Origin of the sequence: Listeria grandensis (assembly GCF_014322885.1) — a bacterium.
Classification (GTDB): domain Bacteria; phylum Bacillota; class Bacilli; order Lactobacillales; family Listeriaceae; genus Listeria_A; species Listeria_A grandensis.
The window spans coordinates 226,689-250,247 of sequence record NZ_JAASUG010000001.1 but is presented as its reverse complement, the minus strand read 5'-3'; the positions used below and the strand labels follow the sequence as shown (position 1 = coordinate 250,247).

Annotated in this window: 21 protein-coding genes; 18 read left to right on the top strand and 3 right to left on the bottom strand. The window is 41.1% G+C overall.

The features are described 5' to 3' along the window. Positions 1-100 precede the first annotated feature (100 nt). From HCJ54_RS01105 to HCJ54_RS01090, 4 genes are all read left to right on the top strand, one after another. On the top strand, positions 101-475 hold the full coding sequence (locus tag HCJ54_RS01105) for an ArsR/SmtB family transcription factor (RefSeq protein WP_187136311.1): 375 nt from the start codon (positions 101-103) through the stop codon (positions 473-475). Next, complete coding sequence (locus HCJ54_RS01100; RefSeq protein WP_185411351.1) at positions 472-1,407, top strand: ABC transporter ATP-binding protein; 936 nt, start codon at positions 472-474, stop codon at positions 1,405-1,407. The genes HCJ54_RS01105 and HCJ54_RS01100 overlap by 4 nt, the downstream gene beginning before the upstream one ends. Beyond that, positions 1,400-2,170 carry an ABC transporter permease gene (locus tag HCJ54_RS01095; protein WP_185411353.1) on the top strand — a complete coding sequence of 257 codons (771 nt, stop codon included), beginning with the start codon at positions 1,400-1,402 and terminating at the stop codon, positions 2,168-2,170. Before HCJ54_RS01100 ends, HCJ54_RS01095 begins: the two co-directional genes overlap by 8 nt. Before the next feature lie 853 nt (positions 2,171-3,023). Then, on the top strand, positions 3,024-5,258 hold the full coding sequence (locus HCJ54_RS01090; RefSeq protein ID WP_187136310.1) for an Ig-like domain-containing protein: 2,235 nt from the start codon (positions 3,024-3,026) through the stop codon (positions 5,256-5,258). 563 nt (positions 5,259-5,821) lie between these two features. Here HCJ54_RS01090 and HCJ54_RS01085 read toward each other — a convergent pair. Then, positions 5,822-7,768, bottom strand: coding sequence for an ABC-F family ATP-binding cassette domain-containing protein (locus tag HCJ54_RS01085; RefSeq protein ID WP_187136309.1), 1,947 nt, complete (start codon positions 7,766-7,768; stop codon positions 5,822-5,824). 382 nt (positions 7,769-8,150) lie between these two features. On the opposite strand from HCJ54_RS01085, the gene HCJ54_RS01080 reads away from it, so the two are divergent. The 3 genes from HCJ54_RS01080 to HCJ54_RS01070 are packed head-to-tail and all read left to right on the top strand — an operon-like array spanning position 8,151 to position 10,721. Then, on the top strand, positions 8,151-8,792 hold the full coding sequence (locus tag HCJ54_RS01080; RefSeq protein ID WP_187136308.1) for a redox-sensing transcriptional repressor Rex: 642 nt from the start codon (positions 8,151-8,153) through the stop codon (positions 8,790-8,792). A 52-nt stretch (positions 8,793-8,844) separates the two neighbouring features. Next, positions 8,845-9,654 (top strand): aminoglycoside 6-adenylyltransferase, encoded by an 810-nt coding sequence (locus HCJ54_RS01075; RefSeq protein WP_187136307.1) that lies wholly within the window; start codon positions 8,845-8,847, stop codon positions 9,652-9,654. 2 nt (positions 9,655-9,656) lie between these two features. Further along, positions 9,657-10,721 (top strand): DNA glycosylase AlkZ-like family protein, encoded by a 1,065-nt coding sequence (locus tag HCJ54_RS01070; protein ID WP_187136306.1) that lies wholly within the window; start codon positions 9,657-9,659, stop codon positions 10,719-10,721. 17 nt (positions 10,722-10,738) lie between these two features. Here the strand turns inward: HCJ54_RS01070 and HCJ54_RS01065 are convergent, their stop codons facing one another. Beyond that, positions 10,739-10,930: a YdiK family protein gene (locus HCJ54_RS01065; RefSeq protein ID WP_185411364.1), complete on the bottom strand. Its 192-nt coding sequence runs from the start codon at positions 10,928-10,930 to the stop codon at positions 10,739-10,741. Next, complete coding sequence (locus HCJ54_RS01060) at positions 10,927-11,613, bottom strand: CPBP family intramembrane glutamic endopeptidase (RefSeq protein ID WP_244966867.1); 687 nt, start codon at positions 11,611-11,613, stop codon at positions 10,927-10,929. The genes HCJ54_RS01065 and HCJ54_RS01060 overlap by 4 nt, the downstream gene beginning before the upstream one ends. A 223-nt stretch (positions 11,614-11,836) precedes the next feature. Here HCJ54_RS01060 and groES point away from each other — a divergent pair, with 223 nt between their 5' ends. From groES to HCJ54_RS01005, 11 genes are all read left to right on the top strand, one after another. Then, complete coding sequence (gene groES / locus HCJ54_RS01055) at positions 11,837-12,121, top strand: co-chaperone GroES (RefSeq protein WP_036064020.1); 285 nt, start codon at positions 11,837-11,839, stop codon at positions 12,119-12,121. Positions 12,122-12,381: 260 nt separating this feature from the next. Further along, positions 12,382-14,010: a chaperonin GroEL gene (groL, locus tag HCJ54_RS01050; protein WP_187136305.1), complete on the top strand. Its 1,629-nt coding sequence runs from the start codon at positions 12,382-12,384 to the stop codon at positions 14,008-14,010. A gap of 164 nt (positions 14,011-14,174) precedes the next feature. Further along, positions 14,175-14,894, top strand: a complete 720-nt coding sequence (locus HCJ54_RS01045) for an SDR family NAD(P)-dependent oxidoreductase (RefSeq protein WP_187136304.1) — start codon at positions 14,175-14,177, stop codon at positions 14,892-14,894. Between the two features lie 190 nt (positions 14,895-15,084). Next, complete coding sequence (locus tag HCJ54_RS01040; protein WP_187136303.1) at positions 15,085-16,341, top strand: Fic family protein; 1,257 nt, start codon at positions 15,085-15,087, stop codon at positions 16,339-16,341. Positions 16,342-16,829: 488 nt separating this feature from the next. Beyond that, the gene (locus HCJ54_RS01035; RefSeq protein WP_187136302.1) at positions 16,830-16,988 is read left to right on the top strand and encodes a hypothetical protein; all 159 of its coding nucleotides are present in this window, start codon (positions 16,830-16,832) and stop codon (positions 16,986-16,988) included. Between the two features lie 27 nt (positions 16,989-17,015). Further along, positions 17,016-17,666 (top strand): uracil-DNA glycosylase, encoded by a 651-nt coding sequence (locus HCJ54_RS01030; RefSeq protein WP_187136301.1) that lies wholly within the window; start codon positions 17,016-17,018, stop codon positions 17,664-17,666. A 121-nt stretch (positions 17,667-17,787) separates the two neighbouring features. Beyond that, on the top strand, positions 17,788-18,294 hold the full coding sequence (locus HCJ54_RS01025) for a GyrI-like domain-containing protein (RefSeq protein ID WP_036064027.1): 507 nt from the start codon (positions 17,788-17,790) through the stop codon (positions 18,292-18,294). A 180-nt stretch (positions 18,295-18,474) separates the two neighbouring features. Further along, on the top strand, positions 18,475-19,287 hold the full coding sequence (locus tag HCJ54_RS01020) for a formate/nitrite transporter family protein (RefSeq protein WP_036064029.1): 813 nt from the start codon (positions 18,475-18,477) through the stop codon (positions 19,285-19,287). 274 nt (positions 19,288-19,561) lie between these two features. After that, positions 19,562-21,127: a ribosomal protection-like ABC-F family protein gene (abc-f, locus tag HCJ54_RS01015; protein WP_187136300.1), complete on the top strand. Its 1,566-nt coding sequence runs from the start codon at positions 19,562-19,564 to the stop codon at positions 21,125-21,127. 80 nt (positions 21,128-21,207) lie between these two features. Beyond that, entirely contained in the window at positions 21,208-22,422 is a 1,215-nt protein-coding gene (locus tag HCJ54_RS01010; protein WP_187136299.1) for a GNAT family N-acetyltransferase, read from the top strand. A 17-nt stretch (positions 22,423-22,439) separates the two neighbouring features. Next, the gene (locus HCJ54_RS01005; protein WP_187136298.1) at positions 22,440-23,381 is read left to right on the top strand and encodes a phosphotransferase family protein; all 942 of its coding nucleotides are present in this window, start codon (positions 22,440-22,442) and stop codon (positions 23,379-23,381) included. The last annotated feature ends 178 nt before the right edge of the window (positions 23,382-23,559 follow it).

Here is a 23,559-nt window from a genome sequence, read left to right as displayed (position 1 = left end):
TGAAGCATAACGGCTTTTTCAATAATAGTCCTACTTGACATTACATTTATGTTAATCTATATTCAACATAGGTAACCATGTATATACAGGAGGAATAGAAATGAACTATGAAAGAACTTCATTGGTGTTAAAAGCGATGGCAGATCCTAATAGAATGAAAATCATTGATCTTCTTTCGTATGGTAGTTTGTGTGGCTGCGATGTATTGGCGCATTTTCATTTTACGCAACCGACGCTTTCTCATCATATGAAAGCATTGGAAAAGGCGGGAATTATTTCGGTGACAAAACAAAGTCAATGGCACTACTATACTTTGAGAGAAGACTTTGTAAGAGACTTTATGAGCTCCATGGTGCAACTGCTTTCCAAGCGTGTAGAGGAGGATGCTTACCAAAGTCATGAAGGGAAAAACGAGATAGAAAAAAATGATAAATTACAGAATCATACCTTGAGTAAGGAGATAATTATTAAATGACATATGCATTGGAAATAACAGACTTAAAAAAAATATATGCGACGGGTGTGGAAGCATTGCGTGGCATCAATCTAACGGTAGAAGAGGGAGATTTCTATGCACTATTAGGTCCAAATGGTGCCGGAAAATCAACGACAATTGGAATTATCACATCACTGGTTAATAAAACATCAGGGAAAGTGAAGGTTTTTGACTACGATCTTGATACAGATTTGGTCCGTGCAAAACAGCAAATTGGCTTGGTACCGCAAGAGTTCAACTTTAATCCATTTGAAACAGTCCAACAAATTGTCGTCAATCAAGCTGGCTATTACGGCGTTTCTCGTAAAGAGGCGCTAAAACGCAGTGAAAAATATTTAAAACAATCAGGCCTATGGGAAAAACGTGATGTACGCGCACGAATGCTTTCTGGCGGGATGAAACGCCGACTCATGATTGCACGCGCACTGATGCATGAACCGCGTCTGCTTATTTTAGACGAGCCAACAGCAGGAGTGGACATCGAGTTAAGACGTGAGATGTGGACTTATCTAAGAGAACTCAATCAAGGTGGCACAACCATTATTTTGACTACGCATTATCTAGAAGAAGCAGAAATGCTCTGTCGTAATATCGGAATCATCCAGTCAGGCGAGTTAATTGAAAATACCAGTATGAAAACTCTTTTAGGGAAGCTGCAGTTTGAAACCTTTATTTTTGATTTAGCGCCTTTCGATAAAGCACCTGAGATTACAGGTTATACGAGTGTTATGGAAGATGACCTAACACTAGCTGTTGAAGTCGAGCGCAACCAGGGGATCAATGAGGTATTTGAGCAGCTTACCGAGCAAGGAATAAAAGTGCTTTCCATGCGCAACAAATCTAATAGATTGGAAGAGCTATTTCTGAAAATCACAGAAGACACACATCAAGTGGAGGGGAAAAATGTTTAATCTGTATTTCACAGCCTTAAAAAGTTTGGCCGCAAAAGAAACAAACCGCTATATGCGTATTTGGATACAAACCTTAGTACCACCAGTGATTACCACATCGCTATACTTCGTCATCTTTGGGAACCTGATTGGGGGACGAATCGGGCAAGTAGGGGGCTTCTCCTACATGGAATTTATCGTACCTGGACTTATTATGATGTCTGTCATCACCAGTTCTTATTCCAATGTCTCCTCTTCCTTTTTCTCGCAGAAGTTTCAGAAAAATATTGAAGAATTACTGATTGCTCCAGTACCAACACATGTTATTATTTGGGGCTTTGTCCTCGGTGGGCTTGGTAGGAGTATTCTAGTTGGTGGACTTGTCACGATGGTTTCGCTATTTTTTGTACCACTTCATGTCCATTCATGGTTGCTTGTTATTATTACTCTTTTCATGACAGCTATTTTATTTTCGTTAGCAGGTTTATTGAATGGTATTTTCGCTCAATCTTTTGATGATGTATCGATAATACCGACCTTTGTTTTGCAACCATTAACATATCTTGGCGGCGTCTTTTATGCGATTTCCATGTTACCACCATTTTGGCAAGCCGTTTCAAAAGTGAACCCCATTGTTTATATGGTTTCAGGATTCCGATATGGTTTTCTTGGAACAACAGACATCTCTGTTATGTGGTCTGTAGCAATCCTTGTTCTTTTCATTGTAGTACTGTATGCCCTATGCTGGTATCTGATTGAAAAAGGGCGCGGTTTAAGAAGTTAATAAGGCAAAAAATACGTATCAAAAATCTGCTTTGTAGAGACTCCCAAAAGCTGGACCAAAAAATCTAACTTTTGGGGGAGCTGGTATAATAAAGTAGACACGAATACGCTATATCGTTGGTTCTCAGAATACGAATACTATGGTGAAAGTGCGTTTCCTGGTCATGGGAGCGCGCTTTTTAATGCACAATATTAAAAACGTTTCAGGTGTCCTTGAACAAAAAGAAGCTATAAGGTGTCACGATTTAAAATAAGGAGAAATTCCAGATCGCAAAAGCTTGTAAAACACTAAATATATCAAAATCCGGATCCTACAAGTACCTTTAAAATGAGAGCAGAAAAGGAAACCCTACGATAATACTTTCATGGAATCTTTCTACAAAATATTAAAAAAGAGCTTATCCATGATGCCAACATCGAAACCAAAAAGTGGATGGAATCTTTTCTACTGTCGCATTGGAAAGAAAATATGTTTAATTGCTCTTCTCTTTATGTTTCCTTTTTCTTGACAACGCCAGGTTATGAATGTCGCTCGTGGTTCTTTTCACTGTGTTCCTTGCCTTTTTTTGAATGGTCATCCATTTTTTGTAAAAATGAAAAAGTAAGCGTTTACCTATGGCGATTTCATCAAATAATATCTGAAATTTATCTACATACTAAAATAAGGTAACCTCGTATAATAAGTGGTGTGGTGAAGAAGTGGAGATGGCAACAGATGGATATCATATGTAAAGTAACCGTTAGAACATATGACTCTGAAAGCTTTTCCTAGATAAAGGAGGGAGATAGTGATTAAAATGGTTTGACATGGTTGTTTTATACACAAATATACAAAGATGGGGGAAGAGTATGAAATGAAAATAAAAAACATAATAGCTGGATTATTAATGGCGGCAGGTTTAGTCGGTATATCTCTGAATGTAGCTGGCCTGATCTCTCAAGCACCAACAGTAGAGGCAGCAGAAATACCTAGTATAAATACAGCAGGACCTCTTTTAGCGAAAGGACCATCAACTGAGTTAGTCTTAAGGCAGTCCGGATGGAATATAGTAGTTACAGGTGGTGTTTCGCTAGGGAGTACGAAGATATCGGGCACAACAAACGAACCAGGGGTTGAAATAGGGATAAGGATGACGAATCTATTTACTACTGATGTACGACAAATCAGAGATATAATGCCGGATAGTAAAGGTTATTGGGAAGCGAATATTCTGCCATTAAAACCAGGAGATTCCATGATCTTTATTATCTACAACGAACCGATATATGGGCATAATGCTGATTTTGTGACAGTGACGCCAGCAGCTGTCAAAAAAGAGGATATAATACCGGTTACCACGAATAGCACTCAAGTAATAGGTAAGAACGGATTGGTGGGGGCTTTCATTGAACTATCTCTCTATGGGAGAAATGGCGATGAGATTATTGACTATGTCACAGAAGCAGCTGTAAATAGAGATGGGAGTTATATACTAGATATTCCTAAAGCACCAAAAGGAAGCAGATTGTACTTCAAGCAAGTAGTTCGAAAGAATACTACGGAGCAGGGCGCCATGTGTGACTCTGAATACTCTGCGCTAGATGTTATTCAAGGCATTGAAGAGCCTACAGTCAGTCCTGTCACATACAACAACACGAGCGTAAAAGGAAAAGGAACACCGGGCGCAGTGGTTCGCGTGAAAGTAAGTAGGAAAGAAATAGGGAACGCCTTCGTGGACGCGAAAGGCGATTTTGAAGTAGTCATTCCTAAACAAAAAGCCGGCACAAGATTATCCGTCACACAGGAACAAGATATTGGGGGAATAGATGTCAGTGATCCTATCGTGGTGATTGTAGACCAAGTGAATCCTGAGGTGACCTCGGAGTTGAAAGATGGGATGACAAGTATTTCGGGAACCGCTTCTCCAGGAGCAAGTATTGCGATTTGGACAGGAGCCATAGAAGCAGTGACAACCGTGAAAGCCGATGATGTCACAGGCAATTGGTCAGCGACAGTCCCAGCATTAGTCGGTGGCAATGTAGTACAAGTACGAGCAACCTTGTCATCAGGCGAGTACAAATATAGCGCTCGCTATGGTATAGATTTACCGAAGCCAAGTAACCTTCGCGCCATCATCCTTGGCGACCGCGTAAAAGTAACCGGTAAAGGGAGTTCAGGAGCTTCTGTCCAAGTAACCGTAGAAGGCATCCTCGCTGGAACAACGATCGTTGACAATACGGGTAACTTTGAAGTGCTCATCCTGAGACAAATTGAAGGAGAAAAATTAGCCATCACCCAAACGAAAAATGGTATAAGTAGCGTAGCAGCAGAAACCACCGTCATTCGAGGGCTGGACAAGCCGAGTAACAGCAATATTGTGACGACTAACAGCACGAAAGTGACTGGAAAAGGAACGCCCAACGCTACGATCAAGATTAAAGTCAATGGGATTGAAATCGGAACAGGGAAAGTGGATACGAATGGTAATTTTGATGTCACCATTCCCAAACAAGTCGTAGGAACGAAACTCACGATTACTCAGCTAGATAGCACGGATGAGAGTGAGCCAGTCGTCATCACGGTGATCAATGGCCAATTAGCGCCACCAACCATTTCGGATTATTACCTGAACGTGACATATATCCGCGGGGAGGTACCAAAAGGTGCAGTGAAGATTACACTAGTGATTGATGGTGTACTTGCGAGGGTCGGCACAATTAGTGCAGATGGAAAATACATCATCTATGCCAATGATATTGCCGCACTCAAGGAAACAGGGAAAAAATTTGAAGTTGTCGCAACCGATGCGTCTGGCCAATTAAGTGAAGCCGCGGAAGGCGAAGTGAAAGATTTAGCCAATCCAATAGTAACGCCATATCGAGTGGGTCAAGCCTATGTCACGGGTACGGTAAGAGTAGGAACCGAGCGAATTGCTGTATGTGATAGTGCCGGTGTTGTCCTGCATAACGGTCAGATTAATGAGGATGGAACATATCGCATTTATGTGACGGGTCTGGCACCGCTCCAAACGATCGGCAATAGGTTTATCGTGAGAGCGTTCACTGCTGGCGTTGTTAGTGGTCAAACAACTGCAGAGGTTTTAAAGTAGTGCTAGTCAGATAGTAAAATATAATTTTGTAACGGGACCTATAGAATTTTGGCTAGTGGGAATGATAAGGAAATACGCATTAGCCGTTCTATAGGTTATGTATGCGAATGACTTAGTTGTCTAAAAGTTGGTTTTTATAACTTTTTATTATCGATTTGGGATGAGTGTATCTAATAGGAACAGTCAAACAGGTCAAGTAAATAAAGAAGTTCGCACATTATGAAGTAACAGAAATTCCGATAAATGATCTATAAATCTTCTCTTTATGGGATGACTGTAGGTCATTTTTTCTGCACTGGAAATATAAACGGTAGCGAATGAAGAAGGACTCTAAAAAACTCTAAGAATGATATGTTCCCCATAAAGTAGAAAAAGGTAAGAGATTTCAAGAAACGGTGGAGAAGAATGCATTCGATTTGCATTGTAATAGGTTTCGAAATCTCATATTGTACATAAAAAAGTGCGCTCCCATGACCTGGAAACGCACTTTCACCATTTCGATACGTATTTTTTTATTTCAGAAGAATGAGATAAAACCCTTGAATACAAACGTTTCTCGCCGGTTACTCTTCTAGTTCCTCACTCAGTTGTGCCCATTCTTCCATTAAATCTTCACTCAGCTGCTTCAACAAATCCAGTTGCTCCGTTCTAGCGTAAGCCGCCTCATGATCTTGATATACAACTGGGTCCAATAATTCTTGCTCTATTTCGCTAATCTTCAGGTCCGATTCTTCCATTTTAGCCTCGATTTCCTCGAGTTTTCGCTTCTTTTGACGCATCACTTTTTGCTGTTCCTTATCCAAATGATAGGCCTGTTTATTCGTTGCTAGCGATTTTTCATCTGGGCTCTCTTGCTGTTTTCGTTCCGCATCAAGCCTAGCATGCTCTTTTTGCTCCGCTAATTTATCTTGATAATAATCGTAATCCCCAAGATAAATCTGGGCGTGATTGGGATACATCTCCACGATTTTAGAAGCAATCCGATTAATAAAATACCGATCATGCGATACGAACAAAATCGTCCCTTCAAAATCAATTAACGCTGCCTCCAAAACTTCCTTACTCTCGATGTCCAAATGGTTCGTCGGTTCATCCAAAATCAGTAGATTCGCGCCGATCAAGGTCAGCTTAGCCAACGCTACACGCGCCTTTTCGCCACCGCTCAGCGTATTAACGACTTTCAAAACATCATCATCTGAGAATAAGAAATTACCTAGCGTCGTACGAATGGTCTGCTCATCTAATTCTGGATAATCATCCCATAGCTCGTGCAAAATGGACTTATTCGAATTTAGTTTTGCCTGCTCCTGATCATAGTAACCAATCTGAACATTTGTACCGAAACGGAAGTCGCCAGAAAGGGCAGGAATGTCGCCAATTAACGTTTTCAGTAAAGTCGATTTCCCAATCCCGTTCGGTCCAACAAGCGCGATACTCTCATGACGCTTCATGTCGAACGTCAATTTCTCAGAGACCCGCTTATCGACAGCATATCCAATCGCTAAATTCTCTACAAAAAGGACATCTTTACCGCTAGCACGCTCAAATTGAAAACCAAAATGTGCCGTTTTTTCACTGCCTTGCGGTCGATCCAAACGATCTAATTTTTCTAGCTGTTTCCGCCTGCTTTGTGCCCGTTTAGTTGTCGACGCACGCACGATATTTCGCGCTACAAAATCTTCTAATTTTGCGATTTTATCTTGTTGTTTATCGAATTCTTTCCACTGTTGTTCCAACTTCGCCTGTTTTTGAATGAGGTAACGGGAGTAATTGCCGACATAGCGATCAATCTGCGTACGGCTAATTTCATACACCTGATTTACCACTTTATCGAGAAAATAACGGTCATGCGATACAATCAATAAGGCGCCTTTGTAATTTTGCAAATAGGTCTCTAGCCACGAAAGTGTTGCAATATCCAAATGGTTGGTCGGCTCATCGAGAATTAAAATATCGTGACGCGCCAAAAGTAATTTCGCCAATGCGAGCCGCGTTTTCTGACCACCACTGAGCGATTCAATCAATTTCTCATAATCTGCCTCGAAGAAACGCAATCCATGCAAAACAGAGCGGATGTCGGCTTCGTATTGGTAACCGCCTTGTTCCTTAAACGTGTGTTGTAGCTGATCATATTCTTGCAACGTCTGCTCATATTGGTCTTTGTTTTCATAAATTGCGGGATCACCAAGCCGTTCTTCTAGCCCACGTAATTCCTGTTCCATCGCTTGTAAGCCGGTAAAAACAGTTAACATCTCCGCCCATATTGTTTTCGTCGATTCAAGACCTGTGTTCTGCGCTAAATAGCCAATTTGAACATGTTTAGGCTTGGAAATCGTCCCACCATCGTAGCTAATCTGCCCAGCAATAATCTTCAAAAGTGTGGATTTCCCAGCACCATTTCGTCCCACAAGCGCAATGCGGTCATTCGTTTGTACTTCTAATTTTATATTTTCTAATATCGTTTCAGCGCCAAAATTCTTGACAATCTGCTGTACTTGTAAAAGTATCATATTGTTTACCCCTTCAACTTTAAATATCTATATCCTCCTAGTTTATCGCAAAGCAAGCGTAGAAGCAATGGTCTGAGAAAGGAAACGCTTACGATAATAAAATTCACAAACTTTATATTGTGAAAATGTTAGCAATTTGGTATATTTTGCTGTATAATAGAAGATAGGAAGAGTTGTAACAAAATAGTAACATACTTTTTGAGCAAAAACATTGTGAAATTTATGTGGAATGTTTATAGTGAATAAGCAAGCATGTGAAATGAACAACGATAGAATTAGCGCAATCGTTTTTGTTGTAAATGCATGTTTAGTAGCACAAGGAAGAAGGAGCACCAGTTGCTTTTTTATCCACTTAAAATCAAAAGGAAGAAGGGAAACAAACATGATCGAGGAAACGGGCAAGATTCCACAAGCCACAGCAAAGCGTTTGCCGCTGTACCACCGTTATTTAAAGTATCTACACGAATCAGGTAAGGAGCGAGTATCCTCCGCAGAATTAAGCGAGGCCGTGAAAGTGGACTCAGCAACGATTCGCCGTGATTTCTCCTATTTTGGAGCGCTTGGTAAGAAAGGTTACGGTTACAATGTGTCCTATATTTTGGATTTCTTTAGTAAAACACTGAGTCAAGACAAGCAAACCAGCGTAGCTATTATCGGGGTCGGTAACTTAGGGACTGCACTATTACACTACAATTTCATGAAAAATAATAATATAAAAATTGTCGCGGCATTTGATGTCGATGCGAATAAAGTTGGAACAGTACAGCAGGATATTCCAATTTATCACTTAAATGACATGCAAGATTTGCTAAAAGAAAACAAAGTCGAAGTCGTGATATTGACAGTACCATCTGATGAGGCGCAAACAACGGTCGACCGTTTGCTAGAAGCTGATGTGAAAGGAATCTTAAACTTTACTCCAGCACGTATCAGTGTACCAAAACATGTGCGCGTGCATCACATCGATTTGACAACTGAATTACAAACACTGATTTACTTCTTGGAAAACTATCCAAATAAATAATGAAAACCTTGGCCAGACAATTGCGTTTGGCCTTTTTGATTGGAGAGGCGTTATGATGCGACATAAGATATTGGAAAGGATTGTGGCGTGGGGGAAAGAACAGGCGCAGGTTCGAGCATTGGTGCTGGAAGGATCCCTTGCGAAACAACAAGGCATTGACGAATTATCAGATTTAGATATCAACGTTTGGTATGAAGGTGAAATTCCGTTTGGGCAAACAATCTCTTGGCTTGCCGATATTGGCGAAGTGCTGATCGAAAACCGACTACAGATGGAGACGCCAGCAGGGATGATAAACACGCAGCTCGTTATTTTTGGGAACGGCGTGAAAGTAGATTTCTCCTTTTGGCCGGTTTCACTGCTTGAAAAAGCGTTTCCTTACTATGAAAAACTCGAAATCTTGCTGGATAAAGATTCACAGGCAGGACAAATCAAACAATGCATATCTGAAAAAAACGGAGCAAGGATGGAAAAAGCCAAATTTGACCGGATCGTCAATGAATTTTGGTTCGAATTACACTACGTTGCGAAATTCTTAAAACGAGGAGAAATTTGGTTTGTGCAAGGAATCCAAGCTGGTATTAGAGAGAATTACTTGCTACCTTTACTGGAAGAAAGCGCACGTTTGAAGGGACAGAAGCTATCTTTTTCAGGTCGGAAAATCGAAAATTGGACAGACACAACACGTTTAGCAGCCATTTTTGCAGATTACTCATTAGCTTCCAATTGGCAGGCGATGTGGGAAGAGATCGCTTTATTTGAGGAGATATCGAATTTTATCGCCTTACAGTACCATTTTGCCCTTCCTCAAGTTAAAATAGAACGAATGAAAAATTTACTTCACAGAATTCAGGAGGGATAAGCATGTTGACACAAAATGAAATAACACAAATCAGGCTTCAGAAGCTCGGAATGGTAGAAAAATTTGATGACCCGAGCCGCTTCATGCACCAAACTATCGCCTTGCAGTCGCAAAACCATCAGCCAGCGCTTGTGAACTTGTTACAGCATGTGGCTATGACATGGGAAGAGGCAAGCCGATTTTTTGAAGAGAAAAGCGTGATAAAAATCTGGGCAAACCGACTGACGCTACATACATTTCTAGCAGAGGACTGGGAAATGGTCTATCGTGTTTTTGGCACGAGAACGAATATTGTCCACCGACTTTGCCAAAAAGAAGGCGCTGATTTAGAGGCGATTTTAGCGGAAATGGACAGGCTTGGAAGGCGGCAGGAAATCATCAGTCGGAAAGAATTAGAGGCTATAATTGGGGATTATTCCTCACAAGTCACCTCAGGAATTATTGCACAGGCTGCGATACAGGGAAGTTTATACTTATTGCCGTCAAGCGATGGGATTAGAAATTATAGTCATAGAATGAGGTTGGGAAATTATGAAGAATGGGAATCCGATCCAGTGCGTAATCAGGAAGCGATGAAGCATTTAATCCGCCGTTATTTGAGTGGTTACGGTCCAGCAACATGGAAGGATTTCAGGCATTGGAGTGGTTTGAACGCTGGTGAGATCAAAGCCGCGACACTTTGTTTAGCAGATGAGCTAGATACTTTTGAAATAGAGGGTGAATCCTATGTTGCTCTAAAAGGCGAGCAAGTTCCGACAGACGCAACTCGAGTATTTTTAACAGGGAAGTTTGACCAGTCGATCATCGCTTATAAAGATCCGACATGGATTATGACAGAAGCACAGCGAAAATCCGCTTGGACGGTTAATGGTCACTGCTCAGCGATTATCATAGCTGGAAACCGGGCAGTGGGGCTTTGGAAATATGAATGGAAAAAAGACATCTTACTGTTTACCATTTCGTATTTTGAAGAAGCAAGTTTTCAAACGGAAATAAAGCAGGAGCTTGAGCGTTTCGCATCACGAATCGAACCGCGCCCAGCAGAAATTAAATATGTAGGCATATAAAAAGAGCAGGAATTACCCTACTCTTTTTTTTTCGTCAAGCCAACTAGAACAAATTTTATCCCAGTCACTAAATTCACGGTCGCCATCGCAATCATCAAAAATGTCATAAATGTCCAACCGCTCATGTTTACCTGACTTATCGCAAAGTAGGTAAAAACAATAGCGAGCACTAAATAAATAAGGCCTTGCATTGCTAATGGATTTTTCATGATCCGCCTCCGATTAAGAACTGACCAAGCATCGCGATACCATTCATCAACATATGCGCTGCAATTGGTACAGCAATTCGTTTTGTTTTCGTATAAATATAGCACAGAATCAGCGCGATTACGACGTACACGAGTAAAAAGGACAGGTCCATGTGCATTAAACCAAAGAAGACCGAACTAATTACAGCAGCAACATGAATATTCATACGGGAAGCAAGTCCACCGAAAATAATTTTACGGAAAACAATCTCCTCTAAAATAGGCGCTAAGATTGACGTAAACACGATCATGAGCGGGACAGCCCGAGCGAGTTCTCCAAGCATTTCCGTGTTCGGGGACTCACCAGTAATACCAAACTGGCTCATGACAAATACACAGATTGACTGACCAAACAATAGGGCGATAAAGCCTAGTATGGCATAAGCGGTACTTTTTCCGATCGACGCGGGTTCCCCTTTTTCGATTTTAGTTGTCCGTGGTTGCTTCCGAAGTAGCAACCAAATAATAACAACAGCCACTAGATTACTAAATACGCTCCAGTAGACAGAGGCGTATGTCAATACTTGTTTATCCGATAATTCTGTCGTCGCGCGCAGGATTCCCATCACAATTGGAGCACCAATTAAAGACGAAAAATACGCGGCAAAGTATGTAAGTAGTACATACCAATAACGTCTATTCAAAACTAACACGACCTTTCCATTATAGGTAACACTACTTTCATTAAATACTTTTCCATTGTACTAATTATCCGCGCAACAATCAACAAAGGGCACGCAAAGGAGAAAAAATTAGGTGCAAATACTTGCATTTTAGCTACATTTTTTATAATATAGGAAGTGGGTTAGCACTCTAATGTCAAGAGTGCTAAAAATCATAAACATAGACTTGAGGAGGTTGTTTTAATTGTTAAAACCATTAGGAGATCGCGTTATTATCGAAGTTTTGGAAGCAGAAGAGAAAACGGCAAGTGGTATCGTACTACCAGATTCGGCGCAAGAAAAGCCACAAGAAGGTAAAGTCGTAGCAGTCGGAAGCGGCCGCGTACTAGATAACGGCGACATCGCGCCACTAGAAGTTGCAGAACAAGATCACATTATCTTCTCCAAATACTCAGGTACAGAAGTAACATATGACGGAAAAGATTACTTGATTGTACGCGAATCGGACATACTTGCAGTAGTGAAATAAGGAAGCAGAAAGAGCCCGTTATCCTCGAAAAGATTTGTGGGGGCGCAGTGAAAATCGGAACTTGGTTTTTGCGGAGGCACGGAAAATTTCGAGAGGTTGGCTCTTGAGGCTGGACTGGAATAAGGAAGCTAAGCTGAGAATAGCGTAAGCAGGCCACTGGTGGATTACATGATCACTGCGTTCTCATGCATATTGAGGCTCTAATTCAGCAAAGGACGCTTCGTAAGAGCCACAACAAATATATAGGAGGCTATAAAATTATGGCAAAAGATATTAAATTTAGTGAAGACGCACGCCGCGCAATGCTTCGTGGTGTCGATCAATTAGCAAACGCTGTAAAAGTAACTTTAGGACCTAAAGGACGTAACGTCGTACTGGAAAAGAAATTTGGTTCGCCGCTTATCACAAATGATGGCGTAACAATCGCAAAAGAAATCGAACTAGAAGATCGTTTTGAAAATATGGGTGCTAAATTAGTATCTGAAGTTGCGAGTAAAACAAATGACGTTGCGGGTGACGGAACAACAACAGCGACAGTTCTAGCGCAAGCAATGATTCAAGAAGGCTTAAAAAACGTTACAGCTGGCGCTAACCCAGTTGGAATTCGTCGTGGAATCGAGCGCGCCGTAGCCACAGCGATTACAGAACTAAAAGCGATTTCTAAACCAATTGAAGGTAAAGAGTCGATCGCCCAAGTTGCTGCCATCTCATCAGGCGACGAAGAAGTTGGTCAACTAATCGCAGAAGCAATGGAACGTGTTGGTAACGATGGTGTTATCACGATTGAAGAATCCAAAGGTTTCGCAACAGAGCTGGACGTAGTAGAAGGTATGCAATTCGACCGTGGCTACTCAAGCCCTTATATGGTTACAGATCCAGACAAAATGGAAGCCGTTTTGGAAAATCCATATATCTTAATCACCGACAAAAAAATCAACAATACGCAAGAAATCCTGCCAATTTTAGAGCAAGTGGTTCAGCAAAATCGCCCACTGCTCATTATTGCAGAAGACGTAGAAGGCGAAGCGCAACAAACGCTCGTTTTAAATAAATTACGCGGTACATTTAATGTTGTCGCAGTCAAAGCACCAGGATTCGGTGATCGTCGTAAAGCGATGCTAGAAGATATCAGTGTCCTAACTGGTGGCCAGGTAATCACGGAAGAGCTAGGTCTAGAGCTGAAATCAACAACCATGGAGCAACTCGGGAACGCGGCCAAAGTTATGGTCACAAAAGAAGCAACGACGATCGTAGAAGGTTCCGGAATCAGCGCACAAATCTCGACTCGTGTGAATCAATTACGTGCACAAATGGAAGAAACAACATCCGAGTTTGACAAAGAGAAACTACAAGAACGCCTTGCGAAATTAGCAGGTGGCGTTGCGGTCGTTAAAGTCGGCGCAGCAACAGAAACCGAATTGCAAGAGCGCAAATTACGCATTGAAGACGCGCTGAACTCTACACGTGCAGCCGTTGAAGAAGGAATCGTATCCGGTGGTGGTACAGCCCTTGTCAACGTGTACAACAAAGTCGCAGCCATCGAAGCAACAGGCGACGAGGCAACAGGCGTGAAAATCGTTCTTCGCTCGTTAGAAGAACCAGTCCGCCAAATCGCGCATAACGCAGGCTTAGAAGGCTCCGTTATCGTAGAACGCTTGAAAAACGAAAAAATCGGCGTAGGCTTTAACGCAGCAAACGGCGAATGGGTAAACATGATTGAAGCAGGCATTGTCGATCCAACTAAAGTAACCCGTTCCGCATTACAAAACGCATCATCTGTCGCAGCACTTCTTCTTACAACAGAAGCGGTCGTTGCAGACCATCCAGACGAAAATGCTGGTGGCGGTGTTCCTGATATGGGAATGGGCGGTATGGGCGGCATGATGTAAGACAAACTTTGACTTGTTAAGGATATAAGAAACGATACAAAAATTCCGAATTGGCATATTCACCTTGCTGGTTCGGGATTTTTTATCGTAAGTTTTAAATTTGCCAACATTTTACTTATGGTTTATAGTGGAAGCGATATAACGAATAGGAGGAGACTTAAGCTATGACAAAAAAAGTGTTTATTACCGGGGCAAATAAGGGGATTGGCAAGCAAATCGCGCATCAGATGGGAAACAACGGGTGGACTGTTTTGTTAGGGGCACGTGATGAGAGCCGTGGACTTAAGGCTACGAATGAGCTTAAAACTGAGGGCATTGATGCGATTTACGTAAACATTGATTTGCAGCGCCATGAAACGATTTTGACAGCAGCAGATACGATTAAATCACAACATCCAGATCTTACGATGTTAATCAATAATGCGGCGATTCCAGGTGACATGGGCAAACCCGGCTACGACTTCACTTTAGATGAGCTAAGAGAAGTCATGGAAACGAATGTTTTTGGCACATTTGATCTTACGCAACAATTGTTACCGATACTTGAAGAAAATAGTGGACGAATTCTAAATATCTCAATACCAATTGGGATGTCAGATTTCTTTAACCCATTCGCCTATAAAATGAGTAAGGCGGCGCTGAATGCGATGACACAAAGCCTTGCTCAGAATTTCTCAAAGGCAGAAAAACCGCTTGAGATTTTTGCCATTATGCCAGGTGGAACAACAACAGATTTGAATGATAACATGAAAGCTGATTTCATGAAGACGGCTCCTGAGGCAGGAAAATTAATCGCCGACATTATTTTTGATGGGAAAAATCATAATAGTGAAATCATTAATTTCAACGGTAAAGTAGCGGATTATAATAACGGATTATTTTAATTAATAGTTGGGTATTTGATTACATCGATTTGTAAAAAATCGTATAGAGCTTCTTGTGAGATACAATATCTTATCAGAAGTTTTTTATTTCGACTTTATATCAAAAAAGGAGAAATTAAAGTTTATATTAATTGTGTTTTTCTCCTTATTATCGTAAAATGGGTATAAAAAGAACTGAGGTGCACTCCGAATGACTAAATATTATCCATTAAAGAAGATATTTCATCAAGATGAACAATTATTTAAAACAGAATTAAATAAACGTCAGAATGGCTATGGTTCCTTTCTAACAAGCCTGGAAATAACACCAATTGTTGGTGGTGCTTTCAGTAAAGAAAAAGTGAATTTGTTTCTTGTTAATATTCCAGAGCTGATGAAACTCTATGAAGATATCATGAAAAATAGTAAAATAATAAGTTTAAAAGCACAAAATATGCCTACACACGCTTTGCAACAGTATATGGATAGTCTGCTTATTAATGAGTTACAGAGCACTAATGAAATAGAAGGTGTGAGAAGCTCCAAGAAGGAAATCGCTGAAGCAATAGAAGAGTTAAATAGCAAAAAAGATGAGAAAAAAGTGAAAAGATTTATAGGGCTTGTGAAGTTATATCAACATATAGGGGACTATCATAAATTAAACCGTGTAGAGCAGTTCCGAGAAATATATGATGAATTAGTTGCTGATGAAATAGAAGCAGAAAATTGCGTATTAGACGGTAATATCTTCAGGAAATCTTTTGTAGGTGTAACCAAAAATGGGGAATTCATGCACAAAGGTGTAGAGCCAGAAACAAGGATCATTGATTATTTAAATAGGCTACTAAATTTTTTAGAGAATGATGAAATGCCGGATTTGTATAAATATATGATTGCACACTATTATTTCGAGTATATCCATCCTTTTTATGACGGTAACGGAAGAACTGGAAGATACCTCGTTTGTTCGCTAGTCCACGCGAATTTGGATATGTTTAGTTCTGTTACTTTTTCATATGTTATCAACAGGCACCGTGATGAGTACTATAAGTCTTTTGAGGAAGCATCTAACCCTTTAAACCAAGGCGAGATGACCTTTTTTTGCATGAAGATGTTGACTTTTTTGTTAGAAGGTCAGGAAAGAATTATAGATGATATGGAAGAAAAAGAAAGTAATTTAAACAGGATGGAAAAAAGTATTGGTGAAATTATAAAAATTGATCCGGGCCTGAAAACTTTTGATTACAGCGTTTTTTACCTGATATCGCAGAGCTGGTTATTTAGTAGGAAGCTCAGTAGATTATCCAATAAAGATATCGCTGAAGCTCTAAATGTGGGGCGTAAAAAAGTGGATACATCCATGCAAAAATTAATAGACCGCGGTTACCTTACAAAGGTGAGAAACAATCCGATTGTATATACACTAGACCAAAATTGCGCACAGGAACTTTTAAGCCAAAATATGTAATTACTAACGATAAAAGCCTCTCAATGAGATAATCCACACTCATCGAAAAAGGTTTTTTCGTGCATTATAAACTCTTGATAAAGACTTCCATCGCTTGTGCGAGGTGTTGATGTCTAAATGAATGCCAACGTTGTAGCCATTTACATCTGGTTTTGAGAGGTCGAATGTACTTAAGTCATATAAATTCAAAAGTTTAATGTGATAGTGAGCACGGACTGTAATTTCAGTGTTAATAATGGTGGCATAGCGCTCGCTTAATTAGAGGAAATAGGTTACCGATCGTGAGTCATTTAGGCCGTAGCAATGGAACTTCTTGATGTTCGGATCTTTGAAGTCTCGGAATGATTACTAAACTATTTTAATTTACCTGGAAAATAACGAATTGGTAAATAAGATATAAAAATTTATAATCTTTCTGTAAATTTATTGAAGTTCTAGCTTCCTGAGCTGAAAAAAGCTATACTAGAAAGAAAAGGATGGATGTTCTTATGTGGTTTATCATCTTACTTATTGTCATCATTGCCGCCATCATGTTTTTTCTACCGAACTTGACGGATAGGAAGAAAAAGAGCTCGGGTAATCAAGAAAAGACGATCGCTGAGATTCAAAATAGGGCAAAACAAGATAGCATTGGGCCGCACTTATAGGCTGTAGAAAAGAGGGATTGATTAGAGATGCAAAGCGATTGGCAGGAACTTTTGAAAGAAGAGCAAGAGAAGGCATATTTCAAGGAGTTGCAGCGCTTTATTGAGGGGGAATACGCGACGACGACGATTTATCCGCCGCGTGAATCAATTTATAAGGCATTGGATCTGACGAGTTATGCGGATACGTCGGTTGTTATTTTAGGACAAGATCCGTATCATGGCCCGAATCAAGCGCATGGCCTTAGTTTTTCGGTGGCATCGAGTGAGGCGAAGTTTCCACCATCTGTTCGCAATATGTTTAAGGAGCTCGAAGCGGATTTGGGTGTGACGCGGACCGATATTAATTTGACGGACTGGGCGGAACAAGGGGTTCTGATGCTGAATACGGTATTAACGGTACAGGCAGGAAAAGCGGCATCTCACCGCAAAAAAGGCTGGGAACTGTTTACAGATACGATTATTCGTTTGCTGAATGAGAAAGAGGAGCAGGTCATTTTTGTACTTTGGGGTGGGGACGCAAAGAAAAAACAAGCTTTGATTACGAATCCGCAACATCAAGTGATTACAGCTGTGCATCCGAGTCCGTTATCGGCCTACAATGGCTTCTTTGGTAGTAAGCCGTATAGTCAAACCAATGAATATCTCGAGGTAGCTGGAAAAACGCCGATTGTCTGGTAAAATCATTTTTTTTACAAATTGTCATTTTATTCATACTTATTGTGAGATTATTTTTACGATTTGTGGTATGATTTACATGGTTAGAAGGAAGCAACGAAATCCCATGAAGGAGTTGATTAAAATGGCTTTATCAGCTGCACGGTTTGAAGAACATGAAGGATTTACTGCTGTTGCTTTTGTTTGGCAAGGCACTTTTGAGGAAGCGTTTCACGGAGAAGTCCATAAAACAATCAAGAAAATGCAGACTTGGGCGAAGGAACAGGAAAGCTTGAAGCAAGACAACGCATTGCTCGGTTTATCTGTGCATAATTTAGAGGATGGCTTTTCGTATTATTCTGCGGTGAAAGCGAACTGGAAACCTGAGAACGTCCCAGCAGATATGGAATGGATTGAAGTTCCTGCTCATACGTATTTTGTGTGCGATCATATTGCCGGTACGGACATCAATGAGACTTATAAAGAAGTCGCCGAGCGCATTAAAGCACGCGACTATCGACCATATATTACGGTAGAGTATCCTGTTTTCGATGAATTACCTTTCAAAATTGAGGTTTACGATAAAATTGACGCACCACGAACGGAACAAGGATTCCATATTATGATTCCTGTAGTAAAACATTTAGAATGACCATAGAAACCAAGTAAGCAGCTTGTGAATAAAGTTGTTTATTTGGTTTTTTGTGAGAAACACCTTGTTTTTGCAAAAAATGATCTATATGGAACTTTTTGTGATGTATTGAGCATTTTGTGTTATGGCAAGTTAGAAGATAGATGAGATAGACAAACTAGGACGAAAGAGGGGATTTTTGTGGGCGCATATTACACTCCACAAGAAACGGTAGATGAGACAATTAAGAAGGGGATAGCAAAGGCAGAGTCTTCCACATTAACGCTTGTGATTTTAGGATTTCTAGGTGGGGCTTTTATTTCCTTGGGGTATTTGCTCTATATTCGCGCTGTTGGAACGATGCCGCATGAGTGGGGAAGTTTTGCGACATTTATCGGAGCTAGTTTGTTTCCTGTTGGGCTTGTTTGTATTTTACTTGGTGGCGGTGAGCTGATTACAGGGAACATGATGGTCGTTGCATTGGCATGGTTTAATCGGAAAATTTCAGTTGCGCAACTGATCCGAAACTGGGCTATTGTCACGATTATGAATTTTGTGGGAGCGATCGCGATTGCCTTTTTCTTCGGGCATTTTGTAGGCTTGACGGAAGGCGATTTTTTGGCGAAAACGATTGCCACGGCCGGTGCTAAAATAAAAGATCCATTCTGGGTTGCTTTTGTCTCGGGAATTGGCTGTAACTGGTTTGTTAGCATTGCGGTTTGGCTATGTTACGCGGCAAAAGATTTCACTGGAAAAATTCTCGGGATTTGGTTTCCGGTTATGGCGTTTGTTGCGATCGGTTTCCAGCACGTTGTTGCCAATATGTTTATCATTCCAGCAGCTATTTTTGCGGGAAGTTACTCATGGGCAGACTTTATCGCTAACGTGATTCCAGTATATTTAGGAAATGTCGTTGGGGGCGCAGTATTTGTTTCGCTCTTTTATTACTTAGCTTATAAGAAAAAAGCGCCGAAAGAAAAGGAATACGAGGCGAAATTATCAGTGGAAGAATGAGGGTTGACCTTTTTTAAGAAATGCGTTATGATGGAGCCAACAAATGCAAAGGGGTGTCTTTTGAGCCGATGAAAATGTAATCCTATTTTTTAAGAGAATTCGATATGGACGTTAGATAAAGCGGGCGGATGTCTGGTTTTTTGACGAACGAAATTTTCTAGAATGGGATTGCTGTGTTCAAAATGACGCAGAGCGAATAAAAACAGGCTTGTTTGCTGATGCTTACAAATCTGGTTTTGACTTCCTATTTCTAGAATGAATAGGAGGTTTTTTTATGTTTGCCATAGAAATTAATGATATAAAAAAAGAGATAGCGGATCGCGTTTTATTTGAAATTCCACATGTGACGGCGAATCGTGGAGAGCGGATTGGAATTGTTGGGCGCAATGGATTAGGTAAGACGACGCTGCTCGAGATCATGGCTGGAGTTACGACACCAGACCAAGGATTTGTTACGCGAAATGGTACAGCGGGTTACTTACCACAAATTTTGCCAGAGGATGCGAAACTTTCTGGTGGTGAAAAAACACGGAAGGCGGTGCAACGTATTTTAGCGGAGCAGCCGAACTTACTTTTTGCGGATGAACCAACGTCTAATTTGGATGTGGATAGCGTCAAACATTTGGAACGTCAGTGGAAGCGATATGCCGGGACGCTGTTCGTCATCTCTCATGATCGGATGTTTTTGGATGCGATATGTACGACGATTTGGGAATTGGATCAGGCTCAAATTACGGTATATCCGGGAAATTACAGTGCTTACGAGACCCAAAAAGTGCGTGAACGAGAAAGCGCTGAAGCTGGATATGAACGCTATCAAACGAAGAAACGACAACTAGAGGATGCGAAAAGCCATCATGAGAAAACGGCACATGGGCTTAGAACGCCTAATAAGCGATTTACCGCGAAGGAAATACGAAGCGCGAAACCAGGAAAAGGTGTTCAGGAGAAGAAGCAACACAAGGCGGTGAAAGCGATTGAGCAACGGATCGATCGCTTGGATAAGGTCGACAAGCCATATCAGCAAAAGGCGATCAAGATTACACTGCCAGAGTCAAGTCAAATGAAGCAAGGCAGTACGGTGATTCGTGCTAATAAATTAAGCGCGCAAGCCGGTAAAAGAAGGCTGTTTTCTGATGTGACATTTAGCTTGAAGAGCGGTGGGAAAATAGCATTGATTGGCAAAAATGCGAGCGGGAAAACCACCTTTTTACGACAAATTATGCATGCGAATGAGGCAATCACGCGCGGAGATAAGGTTAAAATTGGTTATTTTGATCAGCAGTTAAAGCAGGTCGATTTGACAAAAACATTATGGGAAAACATCAAAGAGGTGAGCATTCATGATGATCAAATGAATCGTGATTGTCTCGGCAGTTTGCAGTTTGTTCCAGATGATTTGCCGAAAAGTACGACGGTTTTGTCTGGTGGGGAACGCGTGAAGTTGGCATTAGCGATGATTTTGCTCAGTGATGCGAACGTTTTGATTTTAGATGAGCCGACGAATTATCTGGATATTAACGCGATGAAGGCACTGGAGGAGCTGATTGCTGGTTATTCAGGAACGGTTTTATTTGTATCGCATGATCGGACATTTGTAAGGCGGGTTGCGACGCATATTTTAGCATTGGAAAACGAGGAGATCACACTTTTTGAGGGAAGTTATGCGGATTGGGAAAATAGCAAGAAGGCCTCGATTTCAAGAGGAGAAGAGGACAATCTGCTGATCGAGATGGAAATGTCGGCTATTGCCGCGAAATTAATGGAACCACGACTAACGGCTTCTGAAAAAGCTGAGCTTGAACAACGCTATCAAGAAATTGTTGCCAAACGCAAGTAAAGGGATTGCAGAATGGGATGATTTCCATGTACAATAGAAGCGTAGAGCGTGAAAAAGGCTTTAGGAGAGAGGTAGAAAATATGGGGCAGCAAAATGTCCAAGATCGTTTAGAGATGAAAAAATTAGAAATGGAACACTTGTCGCAGTTTAATGAGTTGTTGCGTTACGTGTTTCAAGTGACAAACCAGGAGTTGCATGAAGTCGGCTGGGCGGAAGATGAGATCGAACAAGCAAAGCGCCCAGTTTTGCGGAAAGCAGATGTTATTGGTTGGTTCGATGGTGATAAGCTGATTTCACAAATGGCTGTGTATCCGATGAATGTCAACATCTTTGGCGAGATCTATAAAATGGGTGGTGTGACTGGCGTTGGGACGTATCCTGAGTATGCGAACTTTGGCCTCATGCACCGACTCATGCGACAAAGTTTGAAGGAAATGCGCGACCGGGAGCAGACGATTTCTTATTTATATCCCTATTCGGTCCCTTATTATCGCCGCAAAGGCTGGGAGATTATATCGGACGTGATGACGTTTTCGATTAAAGATACGCAATTACCAGAGAACGTCCCAGTTCGCGGAATGGTGGAGCGCCTTGATATCGAGCATGAAGATGTGCTGAAAACCTACGATCGCTTTGCGAAAAATCAACATGTAGCGATGATTCGGGATTCGCTTGCCTGGGAAGAATACTGGCGTTGGGAACGAGAAGAAATGATTGCAGCGGTTTATTATGATGAGGCGAATGAGCCACAAGGTTTCATGTACTATTGGATTGCGGAAGATATTTTTCATATGAAAGAAATGGTCTATTTAACGCAGGAAGCAAGGCATGGATTGTGGAACTTCATCAGCGCACATTTTTCAATGGTTACGCATGTTAAAGGTAAAATGTATACCAATGAACCGATCGCATTTTTAATGGAAGATAGCGATATTACAGAGACGATTCATCCATATTATATGGCGCGGATCGTTGATGTAGAGGGCTTTTTTAAGAAATATCCGTTTGCTGAGAAAAAATGTGATTTTCATTTTGTGGTGACGGATGCGTTGCTAGAATGGAATCAGGGCGTCTTTACCTTTCGCTGGAACGAGGATGGCGAGCTAGAACTATCGAAAGAGGCGCAAGGTGAGGCCGTTGCGATTGATATCCAGACGTTGACAACGATGTTTTTCGGCTACAAACGGCCGAAATACTTGCTTAAAAATGGGCGATTGTCGGCGAGTAATAGCGTCATAAAGCAACTGGAAAAAATGATTCCGAATGAGACACCCTATTTTTCGGATTATTTCTAAGCGAGGTTGGGCGAATAATGAAGGAAACAGTAGAAAAACCGGTTTTTGAGTCACTGGAAGCATTTCGTGAACAGTTGGAATCCGTCGGGTTTTGGTGGCCGCATGCAAGGAAAGTATTGCTACGCCACGAGTTATTACACAATAACATGGAACTGGTTGCTGGGACAGGCGGGACGTATCCAACGGTGATTTACGGCAATGTTGTTATCAAATTTTTTGGATTTACCGAGCAGTGGCGTAAAAGTTATGAATCGGAAAAGGCGGCACAAGCAATATTGGCTGAAAATAGAGAGCTTGCTGTACCGAGGTTGCTTGCATCGGGGGATCTATATGAAGATGCTTGGAGTTATTTGGTGACAACGAGGATGTCTGGTGTCTCATGGGAGCATGCGAATTGGACGCCAAGAGAAAGGCGTCCAGTTGCGATCGATTTAGGCGTTCAGATTGGGCTTGTTCATACGCTAAAACCTTTGGCTTTAGCAACGAAAGCATCGGATTGGAGTGGGCTAGATCTTATCTCGAGTGCCAAACAGAGTTCGTTTCCAGCGCATCTAATTCCACAAATCGAAGCATATGTAGCGAGGATGCCAGCGCTTGATGATGTATTTGTCCACGGGGATTTGATGGAGCGCCATGTTTTTATAGAAGACGGACGTTTAACCGGTGTCATTGATTGGGGCGATGCAATAGTTTGCGATCGACACTATGAGCTCGCAAAATTGCACCTGGACTTGATTGATTGTGACAAGGAGTTGCTAGCGGCATTTTTGAAGGCAAGTGAATGGCCTATAACAGCCGATTTTGCACATAAATCTTTGGTGTTGGCGTTATATCGTCAAGCGCATGGTTTGATACAGCACCATACGATGGATGTTTTTTTCAAATTACCAAAGTTACTGAATCTGGAGCAAATGACAACACTCGAGGAGTTGGCAGATAGGTTGTTTAAAATAAGTTAAGACATGAGATACCTGCAATTTTGTGGGTATTTTTATTTTTTCGAGAAAAGATACTGGTATTTTTACAGATTTTAAGTATAATAAAAAGAACACAAAAAAATAACTTGAGAAACTATTCACGAAATATTCGCATAATATGAATTACGAAACAGCGCGCAATTTTTTATGAAAAGAGGAA